This is a genomic window from Entomomonas asaccharolytica (assembly GCF_016653615.1).
Taxonomy (GTDB): Bacteria; Pseudomonadota; Gammaproteobacteria; order Pseudomonadales; family Pseudomonadaceae; genus Entomomonas; species Entomomonas asaccharolytica.
The window spans coordinates 691,461-707,887 of record NZ_CP067393.1 but is presented as its reverse complement, the minus strand read 5'-3'; the positions used below and the strand labels follow the sequence as shown (position 1 = coordinate 707,887).

Genomic DNA, 16,427 nt, shown 5'->3' with positions numbered 1-16,427 from the left:
TAGGAGTTACAATTTAAAATGTGGCAAGCTCTATTTATTGTTTGGCGAGAAAGCGTTGAAGCATTACTAGTAATAGGAATTTTATATGCTTGGATTAACCATCAAGCAAATTCTGGTCATACTAAAAAAATGCTATGGATAGGCACAGCATTAGGTATCTTATTTGCCTGTGCATTAGCGGTTGGCTTTACTTTAGCAGGCGAATGGTTTTCTGGTACAGGTGGTGATTGGTTTCAAGTTATTATGATGGCCGTAGCCAGTATTCTGATTTTTCAGATGGTAATTTGGATGCAGAAGAATGGCCGTGCAATGAAAAAGAACTTAGAAACAGAGGCAGCACAAAGTTTTGCTCAGCGTGGTGGCATTGGCATTTTACTGCTAGCCATGTTAGCAATTGCCCGTGAAGGCTCTGAAATTGTTATTTTCCTTTATAGCAATTTTGCTGCTGCACAAGGTACAGCATTCTGGTTACTGACATTAGGCAGTATTGCAGGCTTTATCTTAGGCTATGCAACCTTTATGTTATTGCAGCTTACCAGCCATATTATCTCATGGCGGGTATTTTTTAATGTGAGTGCCGTTATCTTATTATTGTTAGGTGGTGCTTTATTAATGTCAGCCTTAGATAAATCAAGTGGTCTTATCATTGATATGCTTGCCAATGCTGATGCCCCTGAGTGGAGCTATACGTTCTTTGATCCTGTATGGGATAGTTCTTTTATCCTATCAGACACCACCACTATGGGTAGTTTCATCGCAAGTATAACGGGTTATCGTGCACAACCTATGTTATTAGGTATAATTCTAATCCCTCTTTATTGGATTATTGCTATTATATGGACACAATACAATAACCGTATTAAGCAATAAATTTGTAGGACAGATATTATGAGTAGTTTACCTGTCACCCCCCTTTCCAAACTTGGCGATGCTATGCGCCGCTATGGGGGAGTTATTCGAGGTATACAATGGTTTATTATTCTGTTCTATCTTGTGCTATTAACTATTCCTGCTTTTCTGTCATTACCACCTGATAAAGCAAGGGCACTAAACAACATCTCGCTATTTGCTCAGTTTGTATTTTGGGGTATTTGGTGGCCTTTTGTACTAGTCTCTATGGTATTATTTGGTCGAGCATGGTGCGGTATTTTTTGCCCTGAGGGTGCATTAGCTGAATGGGCTAGTAAGCATGGTAAAAATAAAGGTGTTCCTAATTGGCTTAAATGGAATGGCTGGCCTGCTATAGCCTTTGCTCTAACTACCCTTTATGGACAAATGATTAGTGTTTACGACTATGCAAAACCTGCCTTGCTTATTCTAGGTGGTTCTACCGTAGCCGCAGTGGGAATAGGACTTCTATACGGGCGTAACAAACGGGTTTGGTGTAGATACCTTTGCCCTGTTAGTGGCGTATTTTCTTTACTTGCAAGGTTAGCACCTGTCCATTTCAAAGTTGACGAAAAACGCTGGCAAGAAAACCCACAGCCTCATTTACCTGTACCTAACTGTGCCCCTTTAATAGATATACGTAGAATGCATGGTGCTTCAGCATGCCATGCTTGTGGTCGCTGTAGTGGGCAACGAGATGCGGTGAGACTATCTATCCGTTCAGTTAATGAGGAAGTGGTAGATTATGGGCAAGAAGAATCAAATCCGTGGTTAATCCATCTTTTATTATATGGTATTCTCGGTTTAGCTATTGGCGCCTTCACTTGGACGGTAAGTCCGTGGTTTATTTATGCTAAGCAGACTATTGCAGAATGGTTAGTAATGCATGACATCTTCTGGCCACTTAATCAAAATACGCCTTGGTGGTTGTTTACCCATTATCCAGAAAATAACGATGCCTTTAACTGGGTAGATGGTTTTTGTGTAGTTGCTTATATTGTTGGCCATGGCATTGGGCTAGGTGCTGTATTTAGTTTAATCATGCATCTTGCCAGTAAAATCGCTAATAAAGGAAAAACTTTCTATACACATATTTGTTTAGCATTAATCCCTATTGGCGGTGTTGGTCTATTTCTTGGTTTAACAGCAACTACTGTTAAACTGGTTAGACAAAATGGTTTTGCTATTACATGGGTACAAGATATGCGCTTACTCTTATTAGTGGGCGCTTTAGTGTGGAGTTTGGTATTAGCTTGGAAAGTACTTAATAGACAACAAGTCTTTGGCTTTAAACGTTTAGCTGTTTTAATCTGTTTTAGTAGTATTTGTGCTTTTGTACTTTATAATTGGTATTTAATGTTCTGGGGTTGGAGCGATGCCCGTCTCATTAAAGCATCTACCATTCAACTGGCTTCACATATTGCCTTGTTTATTCTTGCTTTTATTATAGTAAAACTAATTATATCAAAATTATTGACAAAAAATCCTTCCTCTAAACAAACCTCATTACATTAATAGGGATGGACAATTGGTATTACGCTAATTGTCCTATTGTTTTATTCTATTCATTCTCCTTAATATACCTTTTATCACCCTTTTAAGAGTATCGCGTTAACTATTACCAAAGAAAATAGCTAGGCTAAGTCATTATTTCTTGAACGATATAGTACGCTGCTTCTTTAAATAAATTAGGAGTCTACCATTATGTTTACAATTACCACTGCTGAAACAAATGATATCCCTGCAATAACCAAACTACTACAGAAATATGAGCAGAATGAAAATGGCGGCCTATTTAGTAATTTTTCACTAAAAAAGACCACTGCAATGGTGAATGAAGCACTTACTGTAGTGATTGCTTGCCATGACTCTAAAGTAATAGGCGTAGTGTTTGCTGCACCTCCCCAAGAAGATTTACCACCCATTATTCAAGCTATGTTAGCCGTTCATCCGATTACAGCAGATAACTACCTTTATGGGCCTGTTTGTATTGATGAAGAGTTTCGCAACCAAGGTGTTATTGAATTAATGTATCAAAAATTACAACAGCTATTGCCTGAGTTTCATCCTCTACTTTTTATAGGAGAGGACAATATAGAATCTATCCATGCCCATCAAAAATTAGGACTTACTGAAAAAGCCAAATTTATCTTTAATGGACAACAGTTCTTAATCTTTAGTGACTAACCCTTTTAAGAAGTAATGACTCTTACAGGTATAACTGAACTACTATGGATATGTACTGTTATTAACGATGATATACATTGACTTTCTCTGCTAGAAAAGATCAAATAACCATATCGACACTAACAACTGTTTGAATAGTTGAACATCTTTTATAGATAGAGACTCTACACCATGAAAACTGAAATAAAAAAACCGTTATTAATAGTCATCATCATTGTAGTCCTTCTAATTGTGGGTTATCTAGCATGGACACAACTAACAACTAAAGATTTTGGTGAAGGCTTTGTCAATGGTAATGGTCGTATAGAAGCTACGGAAATTAATGTTTCTACGAAATTGGCTGCACGTATTGAAAAAATACTAGTACAAGAAGGTGACTTTGTCGAAAAAGGACAACCTTTAGTAATTATGCAAACCGATGTGTTAGAACAGCAACTTAATGAAGCTAGAGCACAATTACAACAAGCTATTAGTAATGAAGTAAATGCTAAAGCACAGCTTGCGTTAAAAATGAGTGATAAAGCTGCTATTGAAGCTGTTGTACTACAACGTAAAAGTGACCTAGATTTAGCTAATAGACGGCTTAAACGTTCTACACCCTTACACCGTAGTGGTGCTGTTTCCGCGCAAATATATGATGACGATCTAGCCTCTGTTAACAGTGCAAAAGCTGCAGTTACTGCTGCTGAAGCACAAGTGGCTGTAGCAGAAGCAGCTATTCAAGCAGCTGAAGCCAATGTTACTAGCGCCAGCTATGCCAGCAAAGCTGCCCAAGCAACTATTGATCGTATTCAGGCAGATATTAATGACAGCACATTAATTGCTACAGTTCATGGCCGTGTGCAATATAAAATCTCCCAAGTCGGTGAAGTATTAGGGGGAGGCGGAAAGGTACTTAATGTAGTGGATCTAAATGATGTTTACCTTACTTTCTTTTTACCTGAAACAGTAGCAGGTAAAGTCAGACTGGGTGATGAAGTCAGAATGGTGTTAGATGTATTCCCAGACCTAGCAATCCCTGCTTATGTGTCCTATGTAGCTAGTGTTGCACAATTTACACCTAAAACCGTAGAAACAAAAAGTGAACGTCAAAAACTCATGTTCCGAGTTAAAGCGCAAATTAAACCAGAACTTTTAAACTGTTATTTAGAACAAATTAAAACAGGTGTACCAGGAGTCGCTTGGTTAAAATTAGATAAACAAGCGGCATGGCCAGCTGAATTATCTAATTTAGTACCCATGTGTAATAAAGATTAGGGGCTTAATATGGCCAACCCTATTGATTTTTCACAGACTGTCGTACACGTGGCAAATGTCTCACTGCGTTATGGCAAAACATTAGCACTCGATAATGTTAGTTTAGATATACCTGCTCAATGCATGGTAGGGTTAATTGGCCCAGATGGTGTGGGTAAATCTAGCTTATTATCTTTAATTTCTGGTGCCCATGTTATTCAACAAGGCACTGTTGAAGCACTAAATGGAGATATGCGTAGCAAACAGCATCGTACTCAAGTTTGCTCACGTATTGCCTATATGCCACAAGGATTAGGCAAAAATTTATACCCAACATTATCTGTTGAAGAGAACCTACAATTTTTTGCGCGCTTATTTGGTCATAATGCAGCAGAACGTCGTCGTAGAATTGACGAGCTTACCAAAAGTACTGGCCTCTACCCTTTTTTAGATAGACCTGCTGGCAAACTCTCTGGCGGTATGAAACAAAAGCTTGGCTTATGTTCTGCCTTAATTCATGATCCAGATTTACTCATACTAGATGAACCTACCACAGGTGTTGACCCTCTATCCCGTGCTCAATTCTGGGATATGATCAATAATATCCGTAAGCAACGACCACAAATGAGTGTTATTGTAGCCACGGCCTATATGGACGAAGCAGAACGCTTTGATTGGTTAGTAGCAATGGATGCTGGTAAAATACTTGCAACGGGCACACCTACTGAAATATTACAAAAGACCCAGCAAGAGTCATTAGAAGCAGCCTTTATTGAATTAATGCCAGAAGAAAAAAAACAAGGCTATAAACCTGTTGTTATTCCTCCTTTGCAAATTGATCAAAACACCCCCATTGCTATTGAGGCTAAAGGGCTTACCCAACGTTTTGGTAAGTTTGTAGCGGTAGATCATGTTAATTTTAGAATTGCCCAAGGAGAAATATTTGGTTTCCTAGGCTCCAATGGTTGTGGCAAATCCACTACCATGAAAATGCTAACAGGATTATTACCTGCTACTGAGGGGCAAGCATGGTTATTTGGTAATGAAATTGATGCCCATGATCTTAACACCCGTAAACGTTTAGGCTACATGTCGCAAGCATTCTCCTTATATAGCGAACTTACAGTTGAACAGAACCTTGTGTTACATGCGCGGTTATTTGGTGTTGCTGAAGATAAAATACCAAACCGTGTCAATGAAATGTTGCAGCGCTTTGGTCTAGAAAATGTAGGAGATAGCTTACCTGATAATATTCCGTTAGGTGTACGTCAACGCTTATCGTTGGCAGTTGCGGTTATTCATGATCCTGATATTTTAATTCTGGATGAACCTACCTCAGGTGTGGATCCAATTGCCCGTGATAATTTTTGGCATTTATTGGTAGAGTTATCTCGTAAAGATAATGTGACGATCTTTATCACTACTCACTTTATGAACGAAGCAGAACGATGTGATCGCATGTCACTTATGCATGCAGGAAAAGTGTTGGATAGCGATACTCCTGCTAAGTTGATGGAAAAACGCCATGCAGCAACACTTGAACAAGCCTTTATAGAATATCTATTAGATGCAGGTGCAGGTACTTCAACAGCTGAGATAGAAACAACCTCTGCTACTACAGAACCTACAACTCAACAAACGAGTAGCAATCATAAACCTCCCAGTGTTTTTAGTTTAAACCGTCTGATCGGTTGTATGTGGCGCGAATCGCTTGAATTACGACGTGACCCTATTAGAGCAACCCTAGCGTTATTAGGTGCCGCCATACTTATGCTAGTAATGGGTTATGGTATTACTTTGGACGTAGAAAATCTAAGATTTGCGGTACTCGACCAAGATCAAACTGGCCTAAGTCAAAACTATACATTAAATATTGCAGGTTCTCGCTACTTTATAGAACAACCACCACTTGCTAGCCATCAAGAAATGGATCAACGCATGCGCAGGGGTGATATTAACCTTGCGGTAGAAATTCCACCTAACTTTGCAAAAAAAATAGAACGTGGCGATCAAGCAGAGGTTGGTGTATGGATTGATGGTGCTATGCCAATGCGTGCAGAAACTATTCGCGGTTATGTACAAGGGCTGCATTTAGGTTGGCTGGCAGAGCAAGCTAGAGAACGACAAGGTTACGATACCATCAGTAATGCCAGTATAGAAACACGTTATCGCTATAACCCTGATGTTAAAAGTTTACCCGCCATGGTGCCTGCGGTCATTCCTATCCTATTATTGATGTTGCCAGCTATGGTTTCGGCATTATCAGTTGTGCGTGAAAAAGAACTAGGCTCAATCCTTAATCTGTATGTAACCCCTATGTCACGGGTAGAATTTTTAATTGGTAAGCAAATACCCTATATCCTGCTTTCCATGCTAAGTTTTTTCCTATTAGTAATTATGGCTTTAACTATCTTTAATGTACCCATTAAAGGCAGTTTCTTAACACTCTGTTTTGCTATATTCCTATATTGTATAGTAGCCACTAGTTATGGCTTACTTGCTTCAACCATAACCCGTAGCCAAGTGGCTGTTATTTTCTTAACGGTAATTTTAACTTTAGTACCTGCTATTCAATTTGCTGGCGTAATCAATCCAGTATCCTCTTTGCAAGGCGGAGGAAGGTTAATTGGTGAATACTTCCCTACTACCTACATGCTATTAATTACCCGTGGCATATTTAACAAAGCACTGACTTTTTCAGATTTATATACTTCAATTAATATGCTACTGGCCATGATTCCTGTGTTATTAGGCATTAGTATTTTATTACTGAAAAAACAGGAAAGCTGATCTATGCAAAAGTTTACTAACATTTATCGGCTAGGTATCAAAGAGTTATGGGGGTTAGCCCGTGACCCTGTAATGCTGATTTTAATTGTGTATTGTTTTACAGCCTCTATCTATACAGCAGCTACAGCTGTGCCTGATTCTTTAAACTTAGCTTCAGTAGCGGTGGTTGATGAGGATGATTCACCCCTATCTAGACAAATTATTGGTGCTTTCTATCCACCCCTCTTTAATAAACCTGCTAAGATTTCTTTAAACGAAATGGACCCAGGCATGGATGAAGATAAATATACCTTTGTCCTCAATATCCCACCAAACTTTCAACGAGATGTACTAAAAGGAGATTCTCCTACTATTCAGCTTAATGTTGATGCCACAAGAATGAGTCAAGCATTTACAGGCAATGGCTATATCCAACAAATTGTTATAGATGAAGTGAATGAATTTGTTAAGCGTTACCGTAGTTCCGATATTTTGCCTGTTAATTTAGAAGTACATACTAGTTTTAATCCAAACCTGACGCAATCATGGTTTAGCTCGGTTACAGAAATCATTAATATGGTTACTACCCTATCGATTATTTTAACAGGTGCAGCCCTTATGAGGGAGCGTGAGCATGGTACTATTGAACATCTGCTTGCCATGCCTGTTACTCCTTTTGAAATTATGACGTCAAAAGTTTGGTCAATGGGGTTAGTGGTACTGATCGCTACTGCTTGCTCATTACTGCTTATTGTAGAGGGTGCATTAAAAGTACCTATTACTGGCTCTAAATGGTTATTTTTATGGGGTGCTGTGCTGCATCTATTTGCTACCACCTCCATGGGTATTTTCTTGGCAACAGTTGCTCGTAGCATGGCACAGTTTGGTATGTTATTAATGTTAATTTTATTACCATTACAAATGTTATCGGGTGGTAGTACTCCTCGCGAAAGTATGCCAGAACTGGTTCAGACAATTATGTTAATCGCACCTACCACTCATTTTGTAGAATTAGGTCAAGCCATCTTATACCGTGGTGCAGGTCTTGAAACTGTTTGGAAACCTTTTTTATGGCTAATTACATTAGGTACAGGTTTCTTTATTTTTGCACTGACTCGTTTTAGAAAAACCATTACTCAAATGACCTAATATAATTTATTAAAGTTGATGTTAAATAATACCTATTGGAAATAAAAATACATGTTTTTAAATATCCATTTACATATCATCATGTAATTACCTTACCTTGTCGAATAATAGTTAATTAACGTCTTATATCTCCATACCTTAGGGTATAACTTAACTACCATGAACAATATACCTTGTAGATTTTTGTTGTTTATACCTTCGTGGCATTGTGTCTAACTACTAATTGCTCAATAAATAGTAAATATACCGTTTAATTTTACTCTTTTGGAGGTAACAATGAGCAAGCAAGTAGCCGTATTAATTACTAATGAATTTGAAGATTCAGAATTCACTTCTCCTGCTGAAGCTATCAGAGCAGCTGGTCATAAAATTATAACTATTGAAAAACAAGCAGGAAACACAGTAACAGGTAAACATGATACTAAAGTGACCATTGATAAATCTATTGATGAGGTTAAACCAGAAGAGTTTGATGCGTTATTAATCCCTGGTGGTTTTTCACCTGATTCATTACGTGGCGATGATCGCTTTGTAAACTTCACCAAAGATTTTGCTAGCACTAACAAGCCTATTTTTGCAATTTGTCATGGTCCCCAATTAATGATTAATGCAGGCATTGTTAAAGGTAAAAAAATGACCACAGTAAAACCTGTGGTGATTGATTTAAAAAATGCTGGGGCTGATTTTCATGATGAATCAGTAGTAATTGATAACGATACTATTGTTACTAGTCGTACCCCTGATGATTTACCTGATTTCAACCGTGAAATCGTTAGAATTTTAAATAAGTAATATTTAACGAAATCCCCTTAGTTTTTGCACTGTACCCCAAAAGTTGGTTATAAAACCCACTTTAAAGGTACAGCGCAAATTTTAGAAGCTCGTTTAGTTATCCTTTAACACAAACGACTTGTTTTAAAGTATGCAATACTTCTACAAGTTCACTTTGAGCTTCCATCACAGCATCAATATCTTTATAAGCCATAGGAATTTCATCAATCACATCTTCATCTTTTCGGCATTCTACATGGGCAGTTGCCTTAATTTGATCAGCGACTGTAAACATTTTCTTAGCCTTAGTTCGGCTCATCGTACGTCCTGCGCCATGACTACAAGAACAAAACGCTTCCTCATTGCCTAAACCCCGAACAATATAACTTTTTGCTCCCATAGACCCAGGAATAATTCCTAATTGCCCTTTATGAGCAGATACTGCACCTTTACGAGTAACTAATACCTCTAGCCCAAAGTGTTGCTCTTTTTGCACATAATTATGATGACAGTTCACCGCTTCTAAATGTGTCTCAAATGGTTTAGTAATGATCGTTCTAACTGCTTTAATAACATTTAGCATCATTAACTCACGATTTAAGCGTGCAAAATCTTGAGCCCAGCTTACTGCTTCAACATAATCATCATAATGTTTAGTTCCTTCTTTTAAATAAGCCAAATCTTTATTGGGCAAATTAGCAAGGTGTTCTCTCATATCTTCTTGCGCTAATTCAATAAACAATCTACCAATAGCGTTTCCTACACCACGTGAACCACTATGTAACATAAACCATACATGTTCGGCTTCATCTAAGCAGACTTCAATAAAATGATTACCTGTTCCTAAAGTACCTAAATGTAGACGATTATTAGTATCCGCTAGTTTAGGGTATTTATCTGTAATTACTTTAAATCGACCAGCTAAAAACTGCCATGAGTTATCCACTTCAATTGGAGCATTAGACCAAGCGCCTCTATCATTACCTCCAGTTGTTCTTCCATGTGGTACAGCCTTTTCAATGGCTGTTCTAATCCCCAATAAATTATCTGGTAAATCACTGGCCATCAATGAAGTACGTGCAGCAATCATTCCACAACCTATATCAACACCCACTGCAGCTGGAATAATAGCGCCAACTGTAGGAATAACACTACCAATCGTAGAACCTTTCCCTAAATGCACATCTGGCATAACTGCAAGATGTTTAAAAATAAAGGGCATTTTGGCAGTATCCATTAGTTGTTGACGCGCATCATCTTCCACAGGTACACCTTGTGTCCACATTTTAATCGGCTTCCCATTGGCAACTTCTAATAAATTATATGTTTTCTTTTCCATCTTTATTTCCTACTAATTAATACGTTACAAACCACTTAATATTTGCCAAGGTTATAGGGTGCAGTGACTAGGGGCGATGAAATATTCGTGCTCTACCAACTGAGCTACCTTTTGTTCGCAAAAGAAAGGGATTCGAACCCCCGACAACGACATTACAAGTGTAATTCCATCAAGCACTCACTACAAAACTGCTAATTGGTTTAGGATCTTAACAAAATCACAAACCAATTAAATAAATTCGCGACAAGAAATAATGAGATATTTACTGTGCTTGCTCTACCTTTTGAGCTACTCCCACATTGGTAAAGGAGATGGGGTCTTGAACCCACAATCTAGCAGTTAGCTATGTAATTTCATCATTATTCGCCAAATTTATTTACACAATCTATATTGCAGAAGTTGTGCCAATCCTTATAAAAAAATAATAAGACATTGAAAAATAAAATTATTTACTTATCAAGAAGATTATTTAAACAAAAATATTTATTATAAGCCCCTTAAATAAATATAATATTTTATAATGTTATATCTATTATTATATAAATAGTTAGCTCTTAAAAAATATCTGAAAGCCTTGCAAATACGTTTACAAAATATTAGAATGTGCGCCTATTTTGTTAAAGCAAAGGTTTAAAGATTCAATTTTGCTTAACTTCATCGACTTATACAAGTTAGTTTGTTAGAAGGTTTTGTCCCCTTCGTCTAGTGGTTAGGACATCGCCCTTTCACGGCGGTAACAGGGGTTCGAGTCCCCTAGGGGACGCCACTTATGTTAATCTAGGCAGCTAGTTTCTAGCTGCCTTTTTTATTGCCAAAATTTTAGTATGATTTCGCTTAGTGTTACTTTTTTAGAATTTCTAGCAGTTTATTTTGGCTGGCTTTGTTTTCCAGTTATTATCCTTTGCATTTATTTAATAAAAAAGCGTCGTTATAAAAAATCTAGTTTTCTAATACTTATACTAAGTCTAGCATTCTTTTGGGCTCATTATATTGAACCACAAATTATTCTTGTAAAAGAAACGACTATTGCAAAATTAGGCTTTAATGCTGATGTTATCTTAATCGCTGATCTGCACTTAGGCTATTATAAAGATCAACACTATTTACAACGTATCATTGATAAAATTAATAACATTCCCGCTGATTACGTGGTGATAGCAGGAGACTTTTTATATAAAAGTGATGAAAAATACTACAACACTCACTTTGCACCCTTAGCAAAAATAAATAAACCCGTTTATGCGGTACGTGGTAACCACGATTATCGATATATTAATAGAAATCTTCCCAAAGTTTTAGAAAACTATAATGTTAAAATCATTGAAGATAAAATTATTGATTTGAACAGTTACCAATTGGCAGGTTTAAAAGATCGGGTTGAATCTTTTGATGATACTGACTTTCTTAAAAAAGCAGCAAAAAATAAACCTACTCTAGTGATCGCCCATAATCCAGACAGTAGTGATAAATTGTCTGCTTACAATGTCCCATTACTACTAGCAGGACACACCCATTGTGGACAAGTGCGTATACCTCTTAGCAACAAACTTATAGTAAAAACACGCTATGGTTTAGTATGTGGATACTATGATGCAAGTATTACAGGCACTCCTGTCTTTGTAACAGCAGGCGTTGGTGAAAATAATTTACCATTACGGCTCTTTAATCCACCAACTATTGATGTCCTGCACCTTCGTTATTAATCCTTTTTGCTAAAAAGGCCTTTTACTGAACGAATGCCTGATAACACGCCATCTTTAACTTTAGATGATATCTCAGTTAATTTATCCGTCAAAGCGCCTTCATCTTCTTCAACTTCTTCTACCCGCTCAGGAGGTGGCCATTTTAGATAGATAGGCCCTTCATATAACCTAGAAGCTTTCTCTATAGCTGGCAATAGTTGCTGACAGATTTTTTCTGCGCGTGTATTAAAAGGAAAATAACTATATATAATTTGTTCCCTTAATAAACTTATAATTTCTTGATAACTTGTTTTATCCTTATTCAATATTGCAATAATAGATAAGTGGGGAAGTTCTCGTTTTACCTGACTTAAAAATATTGTTTCATGATCTTCAAGAATATTAGTTCGTTCAAAGAAATAAATAACTACTTTAACAATCGTAGTTTCCAAAACCTTAATAGCTGCATTTCTATCTTCAGCCCGAATAAACAAAGCCTTATCTTTATAGCTCGCTTTTATTTCTTCAAACATTTCATCACTACTGCATTTAACTAATACGGGATTAGCTGAAGCAGGAATTGTTTTAGTGACGGCAATTTCTTTATCAAAATTTGGTGAATTTTGTTGTAATCTTGCTGCTGCATTCGCCATACTACCTGATTGCTCAAGATAAAGTTCTAAGGCAGCATTAACAAACTCTATTAAACGACTATCTTCAAAAGGTTTTTTAATCAGTTTGAAAACATCTCCTTTTTCTAAAGAGAGCTTAGCCTTACCAAAATCTAAAGATCCTGCTAATAAAATTCTACTAGTATTAGGTGCCATTTTTTTTACTTTAAGTAAGAAATCAACACCTGAAATATCTATATTAGGTAGCGCTTGATCACTAATAACCAAGGCTATTTTTTTAGTACTAATAATTTTAAACGCATCTTTTGGATTTGTTACACAATAAACATCATATTGTGGTTTTAATATCGAACTTAGGGCACTCATTGCTTTAACATCGACATCAAATATAACTATTTTTAGTTTTTGACTGCTTTCGACCTTGGCAAGTATTTCTTGAAGGTTAGCATCTAAATTACTATTATCTTTGCCCACTTCCTCAGGTTGTTTTTTTCGTTTATGAAAATCAAAAACCTGTGAGGATTCTTGCTCTGATTGATTCATATATTAATACCTTCAATCTCATTTTTTCTAGAAAATTAAGCAATATTTAACACTGACTCAACTTTCTATCACTAATAAATAACTAGTAGTCTATTGTAACCCCTATATTGCCTATAGCCAACTTTAGAGGAATAAATAAATAAAAGAAAAATCAAATAAATACTTAAAAAGCCTTAATGGAGGTTAATTATTTTAGATATTCATTGTGCTATATCAAAAGGACATACAACACAGCAAACAAATAATTGTACCCAAAACATTGAAAACTAACTTATTGAGTATTCACCTCTATTAAAGTGAATACTCATTGTGTGGTCGTTATCCTTCTAGCTTTTTCTTAAGTAATTCATTTACTTGTTGTGGATTAGCTTTACCTTTAGAAGCTTTCATCGCCTGCCCAACAAAGAAGCCAAACATTTTTTTGCGTTTGTTTTCATCACCCGCACGATATTCTTCCACATCCTTAACAAGGCCAGCTAACATTTCATCCAAAATAGACTCAATAGCACCAGAATCGGTAACTTGTTTTAATCCCTTGACTTCAATCACTTGATCAGCAGTACCCTCGCCAGCAGCCATGGCTTCAAATACTGTTTTAGCAATCTTACCAGAAATAGTATTATCCTTAATACGCACCAATAGCCCACCTAATAATTCAGCTGAAATAGGGGATTCTGTGATATCTAAATTATCTTTATTTAATAAACTCGCTAACTCTCCCATTACCCAGTTTGCGGCTAACTTAGCATCGCCACAAATACTGTGTACCTGTTCAAAATAATCAGCTAACTCTCTACTTGCTGTTAGTACAGTAGCATCATAAGCTGATAAAGCAAACTGTTGCTGTAAACGCTGACGTTTTTGATTTGGTAATTCTGGTAATTGAGCACGAACTTCTTCAATTAACTCATCATCTAATACCACAGGGAGTAAATCAGGGTCAGGGAAATAACGGTAATCATTCGCCTCTTCCTTACTACGCATAGAACGGGTTTCATCTTTTACAGGATCATAAAGACGGGTTTCTTGAACGATTTGTCCACCATCCTCCAAGATTTCGATTTGCCGCTGTGCTTCATAATTTATAGCCCTTTCCACATTACGGAAAGAGTTAACATTTTTAATTTCACAGCGCGTGCCATATTCAGTTTTACCTTTAGGTCTAACTGAAACGTTACAGTCACAACGTAACGACCCCTCAGCCATATTACCATCACAGATATCCAAATAACGGACGAGTGCATGAATAGCTTTAGCATACGCTACTGCTTCTTTAGCACTGCGCATATCAGGCTCAGAGACTATTTCCAATAAGGGAGTACCTGCACGGTTTAAATCAATACCTGTCATTCCTTGAAAATCTTCATGTAAACTTTTACCCGCATCTTCTTCTAAATGAGCACGAGTAACGCCTACCGATTTGACTGTACCATCTTCTAAAGCGATTTCTAGATGTCCCTTACCAACAATAGGTAATTCAAACTGGCTGATTTGATACCCTTTTGGTAAATCAGGATAAAAATAGTTTTTACGAGCAAACACACTGGTTTTACCGATATGTGCATCTATTGCTAAACCAAATTTAACAGCTTTTCTGACCGCTTGCCCATTAAGAACTGGTAACACTCCTGGCATACCTAAATCGATCAAACTTGCCTGCGTATTAGGTTCTGCACCAAAGGTGGTACTACTCCCTGAAAAAATCTTTGAATTCGTTGAAAGTTGAGCGTGAATTTCTAGCCCAATCACCATTTCCCATTGCATCAGTTAAACTCCTTAGAAGCCAGTAGGGACTTGACGATGCCAGTCAGTCACTTGTTGATATTGATGGGCAATATTCAGTAAACGACCTTCTTCAAAATAAGGTGCTAATAATTGTCCACCTACAGGTAAACCATCTGCGAAGCCAATTGGCATAGATAAAGCAGGTAATCCCGCTAAGTTAGCAGTAATGGTATACACATCTTCTAAATATTGAGCCACTGGATCACCAGCCTTTTCACCTATTTTCCATGCTGGATTTGGTGTAGTAGGGCTGAAAATCACATCTACTTCATTAAAGGCTTGCATAAAATCGTTTTTAATCAAACGACGGATTTTTTGTGCTTGTAAATAGTAAGCATCATAATAACCTGCTGATAGGGCATAAGTACCTACCATAATACGACGTCTTACCTCTGCTCCAAAACCTTCTGTTCTTGAGCGCGTATACATGTCTTGCAAGTCTTTTGGATTTTCACAACGATAACCAAAACGCGCCCCATCAAAACGAGAAAGATTTGAAGAAGCTTCCGCAGGCGCAATAACGTAATAGGCAGGAATAGCTTGCTCCATATTTGCAAGACTAATTTCTTTAACCACTGCGCCCAATTTTTCTAACTCTTTAACAGCAGTATCAACCAAGCTAGCAATACGAGAATCCAACCCTGCGCCAAAAAATTCTTTGGGTAAGCCTACTTTTAAACCTGTTAACTTTTTATCCAAGTCTGCATAATAGTCTGGTACAGCTTCACTCATGCAAGTAGAGTCTTTAGGGTCAAAGCCAGCCATCGCTTGTAGTAATAAAGCACAATCTTCTGCTGTTCTGGCAATAGGGCCACCTTGATCAAGGCTAGAAGCATAAGCAATCATACCCCAGCGAGAAACTCGACCATAAGTAGGTTTAATGCCTGTTACGCCTGTTAAAGCAGCAGGCTGGCGAATAGAACCACCTGTATCTGTACCCGTAGTAGCAGGTACTAATCTAGCCGCCACTGCTACGGCTGAACCACCACTTGAGCCACCAGGAACACGACTAGTATCCCAAGGATTTTTAACCGCACCATAGTAACTAGACTCATTGGATGAACCCATGGCAAATTCATCAAGGTTAGTTTTGCCTAAAGTAACACAACCAGCATTAATTAATTTTTGCACAACTGTTGCATTATAAGGTGCAAAAAAGTTATCTAGCATTTTAGAGCCACAGCTAGTACGCACACCTTCTGTACAAAATAAATCTTTATGAGCAATAGGTACACCTAATAACTCATGATATTTACCTTGAGCACGTCTTTCATCAGCAGCTTTCGCTTGCTCAAGTGCTAATTGTTCTGTCACCGTAATAAAACTGTTTAATTGTGGGTCTAACTGCTTAATTCTTTCTAATAAATAGCTCGTAATTTCTACAGAGCTAAACTCTTTGGCTATTAATGCCTTAGAAATATCGGACAAGGTTAATTGATGCATTAC

General features: G+C 37.3%; 12 protein-coding genes and 1 tRNA gene. 9 read left to right on the top strand and 4 right to left on the bottom strand.

Annotation, left to right across the window (positions count from 1 at the left end; translation table 11 throughout):
• The first annotated feature begins 18 nt into the window (after nucleotides 1–18).
• The 7 genes from JHT90_RS03150 to JHT90_RS03120 all read left to right on the top strand — a co-directional run bounded on the left by JHT90_RS03150 (nucleotide 19) and on the right by JHT90_RS03120 (nucleotide 9,021).
• Complete coding sequence (locus tag JHT90_RS03150; protein ID WP_201093981.1) at nucleotides 19–870, top strand: FTR1 family iron permease; 852 nt, start codon at nucleotides 19–21, stop codon at nucleotides 868–870.
• 18 nt (nucleotides 871–888) lie between these two features.
• Complete coding sequence (locus tag JHT90_RS03145; RefSeq protein ID WP_201093979.1) at nucleotides 889–2,403, top strand: 4Fe-4S binding protein; 1,515 nt, start codon at nucleotides 889–891, stop codon at nucleotides 2,401–2,403.
• Nucleotides 2,404–2,592: 189 nt separating this feature from the next.
• Nucleotides 2,593–3,075, top strand: coding sequence for a GNAT family N-acetyltransferase (locus tag JHT90_RS03140; protein WP_201093977.1), 483 nt, complete (start codon nucleotides 2,593–2,595; stop codon nucleotides 3,073–3,075).
• A gap of 171 nt (nucleotides 3,076–3,246) precedes the next feature.
• Nucleotides 3,247–4,332 (top strand): HlyD family secretion protein, encoded by a 1,086-nt coding sequence (locus JHT90_RS03135; RefSeq protein WP_201093975.1) that lies wholly within the window; start codon nucleotides 3,247–3,249, stop codon nucleotides 4,330–4,332.
• Between the two features lie 9 nt (nucleotides 4,333–4,341).
• The gene (gene rbbA, locus JHT90_RS03130) at nucleotides 4,342–7,101 is read left to right on the top strand and encodes a ribosome-associated ATPase/putative transporter RbbA (RefSeq protein ID WP_201093969.1); all 2,760 of its coding nucleotides are present in this window, start codon (nucleotides 4,342–4,344) and stop codon (nucleotides 7,099–7,101) included.
• A gap of 3 nt (nucleotides 7,102–7,104) precedes the next feature.
• Nucleotides 7,105–8,229: an ABC transporter permease gene (locus JHT90_RS03125; protein ID WP_201093967.1), complete on the top strand. Its 1,125-nt coding sequence runs from the start codon at nucleotides 7,105–7,107 to the stop codon at nucleotides 8,227–8,229.
• A gap of 276 nt (nucleotides 8,230–8,505) precedes the next feature.
• The gene (locus JHT90_RS03120) at nucleotides 8,506–9,021 is read left to right on the top strand and encodes a type 1 glutamine amidotransferase domain-containing protein (RefSeq protein WP_201093966.1); all 516 of its coding nucleotides are present in this window, start codon (nucleotides 8,506–8,508) and stop codon (nucleotides 9,019–9,021) included.
• 97 nt (nucleotides 9,022–9,118) lie between these two features.
• On the opposite strand, the gene JHT90_RS03115 is transcribed toward JHT90_RS03120, so the two are convergent.
• On the bottom strand, nucleotides 9,119–10,339 hold the full coding sequence (locus JHT90_RS03115) for an RtcB family protein (RefSeq protein WP_201093965.1): 1,221 nt from the start codon (nucleotides 10,337–10,339) through the stop codon (nucleotides 9,119–9,121).
• A gap of 691 nt (nucleotides 10,340–11,030) precedes the next feature.
• Between JHT90_RS03115 and JHT90_RS03110 the strand changes: the two genes are divergently transcribed.
• A tRNA-Glu gene (locus JHT90_RS03110) sits at nucleotides 11,031–11,105 on the top strand.
• A gap of 58 nt (nucleotides 11,106–11,163) precedes the next feature.
• The gene (locus JHT90_RS03105; RefSeq protein ID WP_201093964.1) at nucleotides 11,164–12,042 is read left to right on the top strand and encodes a metallophosphoesterase; all 879 of its coding nucleotides are present in this window, start codon (nucleotides 11,164–11,166) and stop codon (nucleotides 12,040–12,042) included.
• Here the strand turns inward: JHT90_RS03105 and JHT90_RS03100 are convergent.
• The 3 genes from JHT90_RS03100 to gatA all read right to left on the bottom strand — a co-directional run bounded on the left by JHT90_RS03100 (nucleotide 12,039) and on the right by gatA (nucleotide 16,424).
• Nucleotides 12,039–13,196: a response regulator gene (locus tag JHT90_RS03100; protein WP_201093963.1), complete on the bottom strand. Its 1,158-nt coding sequence runs from the start codon at nucleotides 13,194–13,196 to the stop codon at nucleotides 12,039–12,041. The genes JHT90_RS03105 and JHT90_RS03100 overlap by 4 nt on opposite strands.
• Nucleotides 13,197–13,514: 318 nt before the next feature.
• Nucleotides 13,515–14,960 (bottom strand): Asp-tRNA(Asn)/Glu-tRNA(Gln) amidotransferase subunit GatB, encoded by a 1,446-nt coding sequence (gene gatB, locus JHT90_RS03095; RefSeq protein WP_201093962.1) that lies wholly within the window; start codon nucleotides 14,958–14,960, stop codon nucleotides 13,515–13,517.
• A 12-nt stretch (nucleotides 14,961–14,972) separates the two neighbouring features.
• Nucleotides 14,973–16,424 (bottom strand): Asp-tRNA(Asn)/Glu-tRNA(Gln) amidotransferase subunit GatA, encoded by a 1,452-nt coding sequence (gatA, locus tag JHT90_RS03090; RefSeq protein WP_201093960.1) that lies wholly within the window; start codon nucleotides 16,422–16,424, stop codon nucleotides 14,973–14,975.
• Nucleotides 16,425–16,427: the final 3 nt, after the last annotated feature.

Excerpts from the sequence above, each read along its gene's own strand:
- JHT90_RS03150 (WP_201093981.1), top strand. The coding sequence starts at position 19 with ATGTGGCAAGCTCTATTTATTGTTTGGCGAGAAAGCGTTGAAGCATTA.
- JHT90_RS03145 (WP_201093979.1), top strand. The coding sequence starts at position 889 with ATGAGTAGTTTACCTGTCACCCCCCTTTCCAAACTTGGCGATGCTATG.
- JHT90_RS03140 (WP_201093977.1), top strand. The coding sequence starts at position 2,593 with ATGTTTACAATTACCACTGCTGAAACAAATGATATCCCTGCAATAACC.
- JHT90_RS03135 (WP_201093975.1), top strand. The coding sequence starts at position 3,247 with ATGAAAACTGAAATAAAAAAACCGTTATTAATAGTCATCATCATTGTA.
- rbbA (WP_201093969.1), top strand. The coding sequence starts at position 4,342 with ATGGCCAACCCTATTGATTTTTCACAGACTGTCGTACACGTGGCAAAT.
- JHT90_RS03125 (WP_201093967.1), top strand. The coding sequence starts at position 7,105 with ATGCAAAAGTTTACTAACATTTATCGGCTAGGTATCAAAGAGTTATGG.
- JHT90_RS03120 (WP_201093966.1), top strand. The coding sequence starts at position 8,506 with ATGAGCAAGCAAGTAGCCGTATTAATTACTAATGAATTTGAAGATTCA.
- JHT90_RS03115 (WP_201093965.1), bottom strand. The coding sequence starts at position 10,339 with ATGGAAAAGAAAACATATAATTTATTAGAAGTTGCCAATGGGAAGCCG.
- JHT90_RS03105 (WP_201093964.1), top strand. The coding sequence starts at position 11,164 with ATGATTTCGCTTAGTGTTACTTTTTTAGAATTTCTAGCAGTTTATTTT.
- JHT90_RS03100 (WP_201093963.1), bottom strand. The coding sequence starts at position 13,196 with ATGAATCAATCAGAGCAAGAATCCTCACAGGTTTTTGATTTTCATAAA.
- gatB (WP_201093962.1), bottom strand. The coding sequence starts at position 14,960 with ATGCAATGGGAAATGGTGATTGGGCTAGAAATTCACGCTCAACTTTCA.
- gatA (WP_201093960.1), bottom strand. The coding sequence starts at position 16,424 with ATGCATCAATTAACCTTGTCCGATATTTCTAAGGCATTAATAGCCAAA.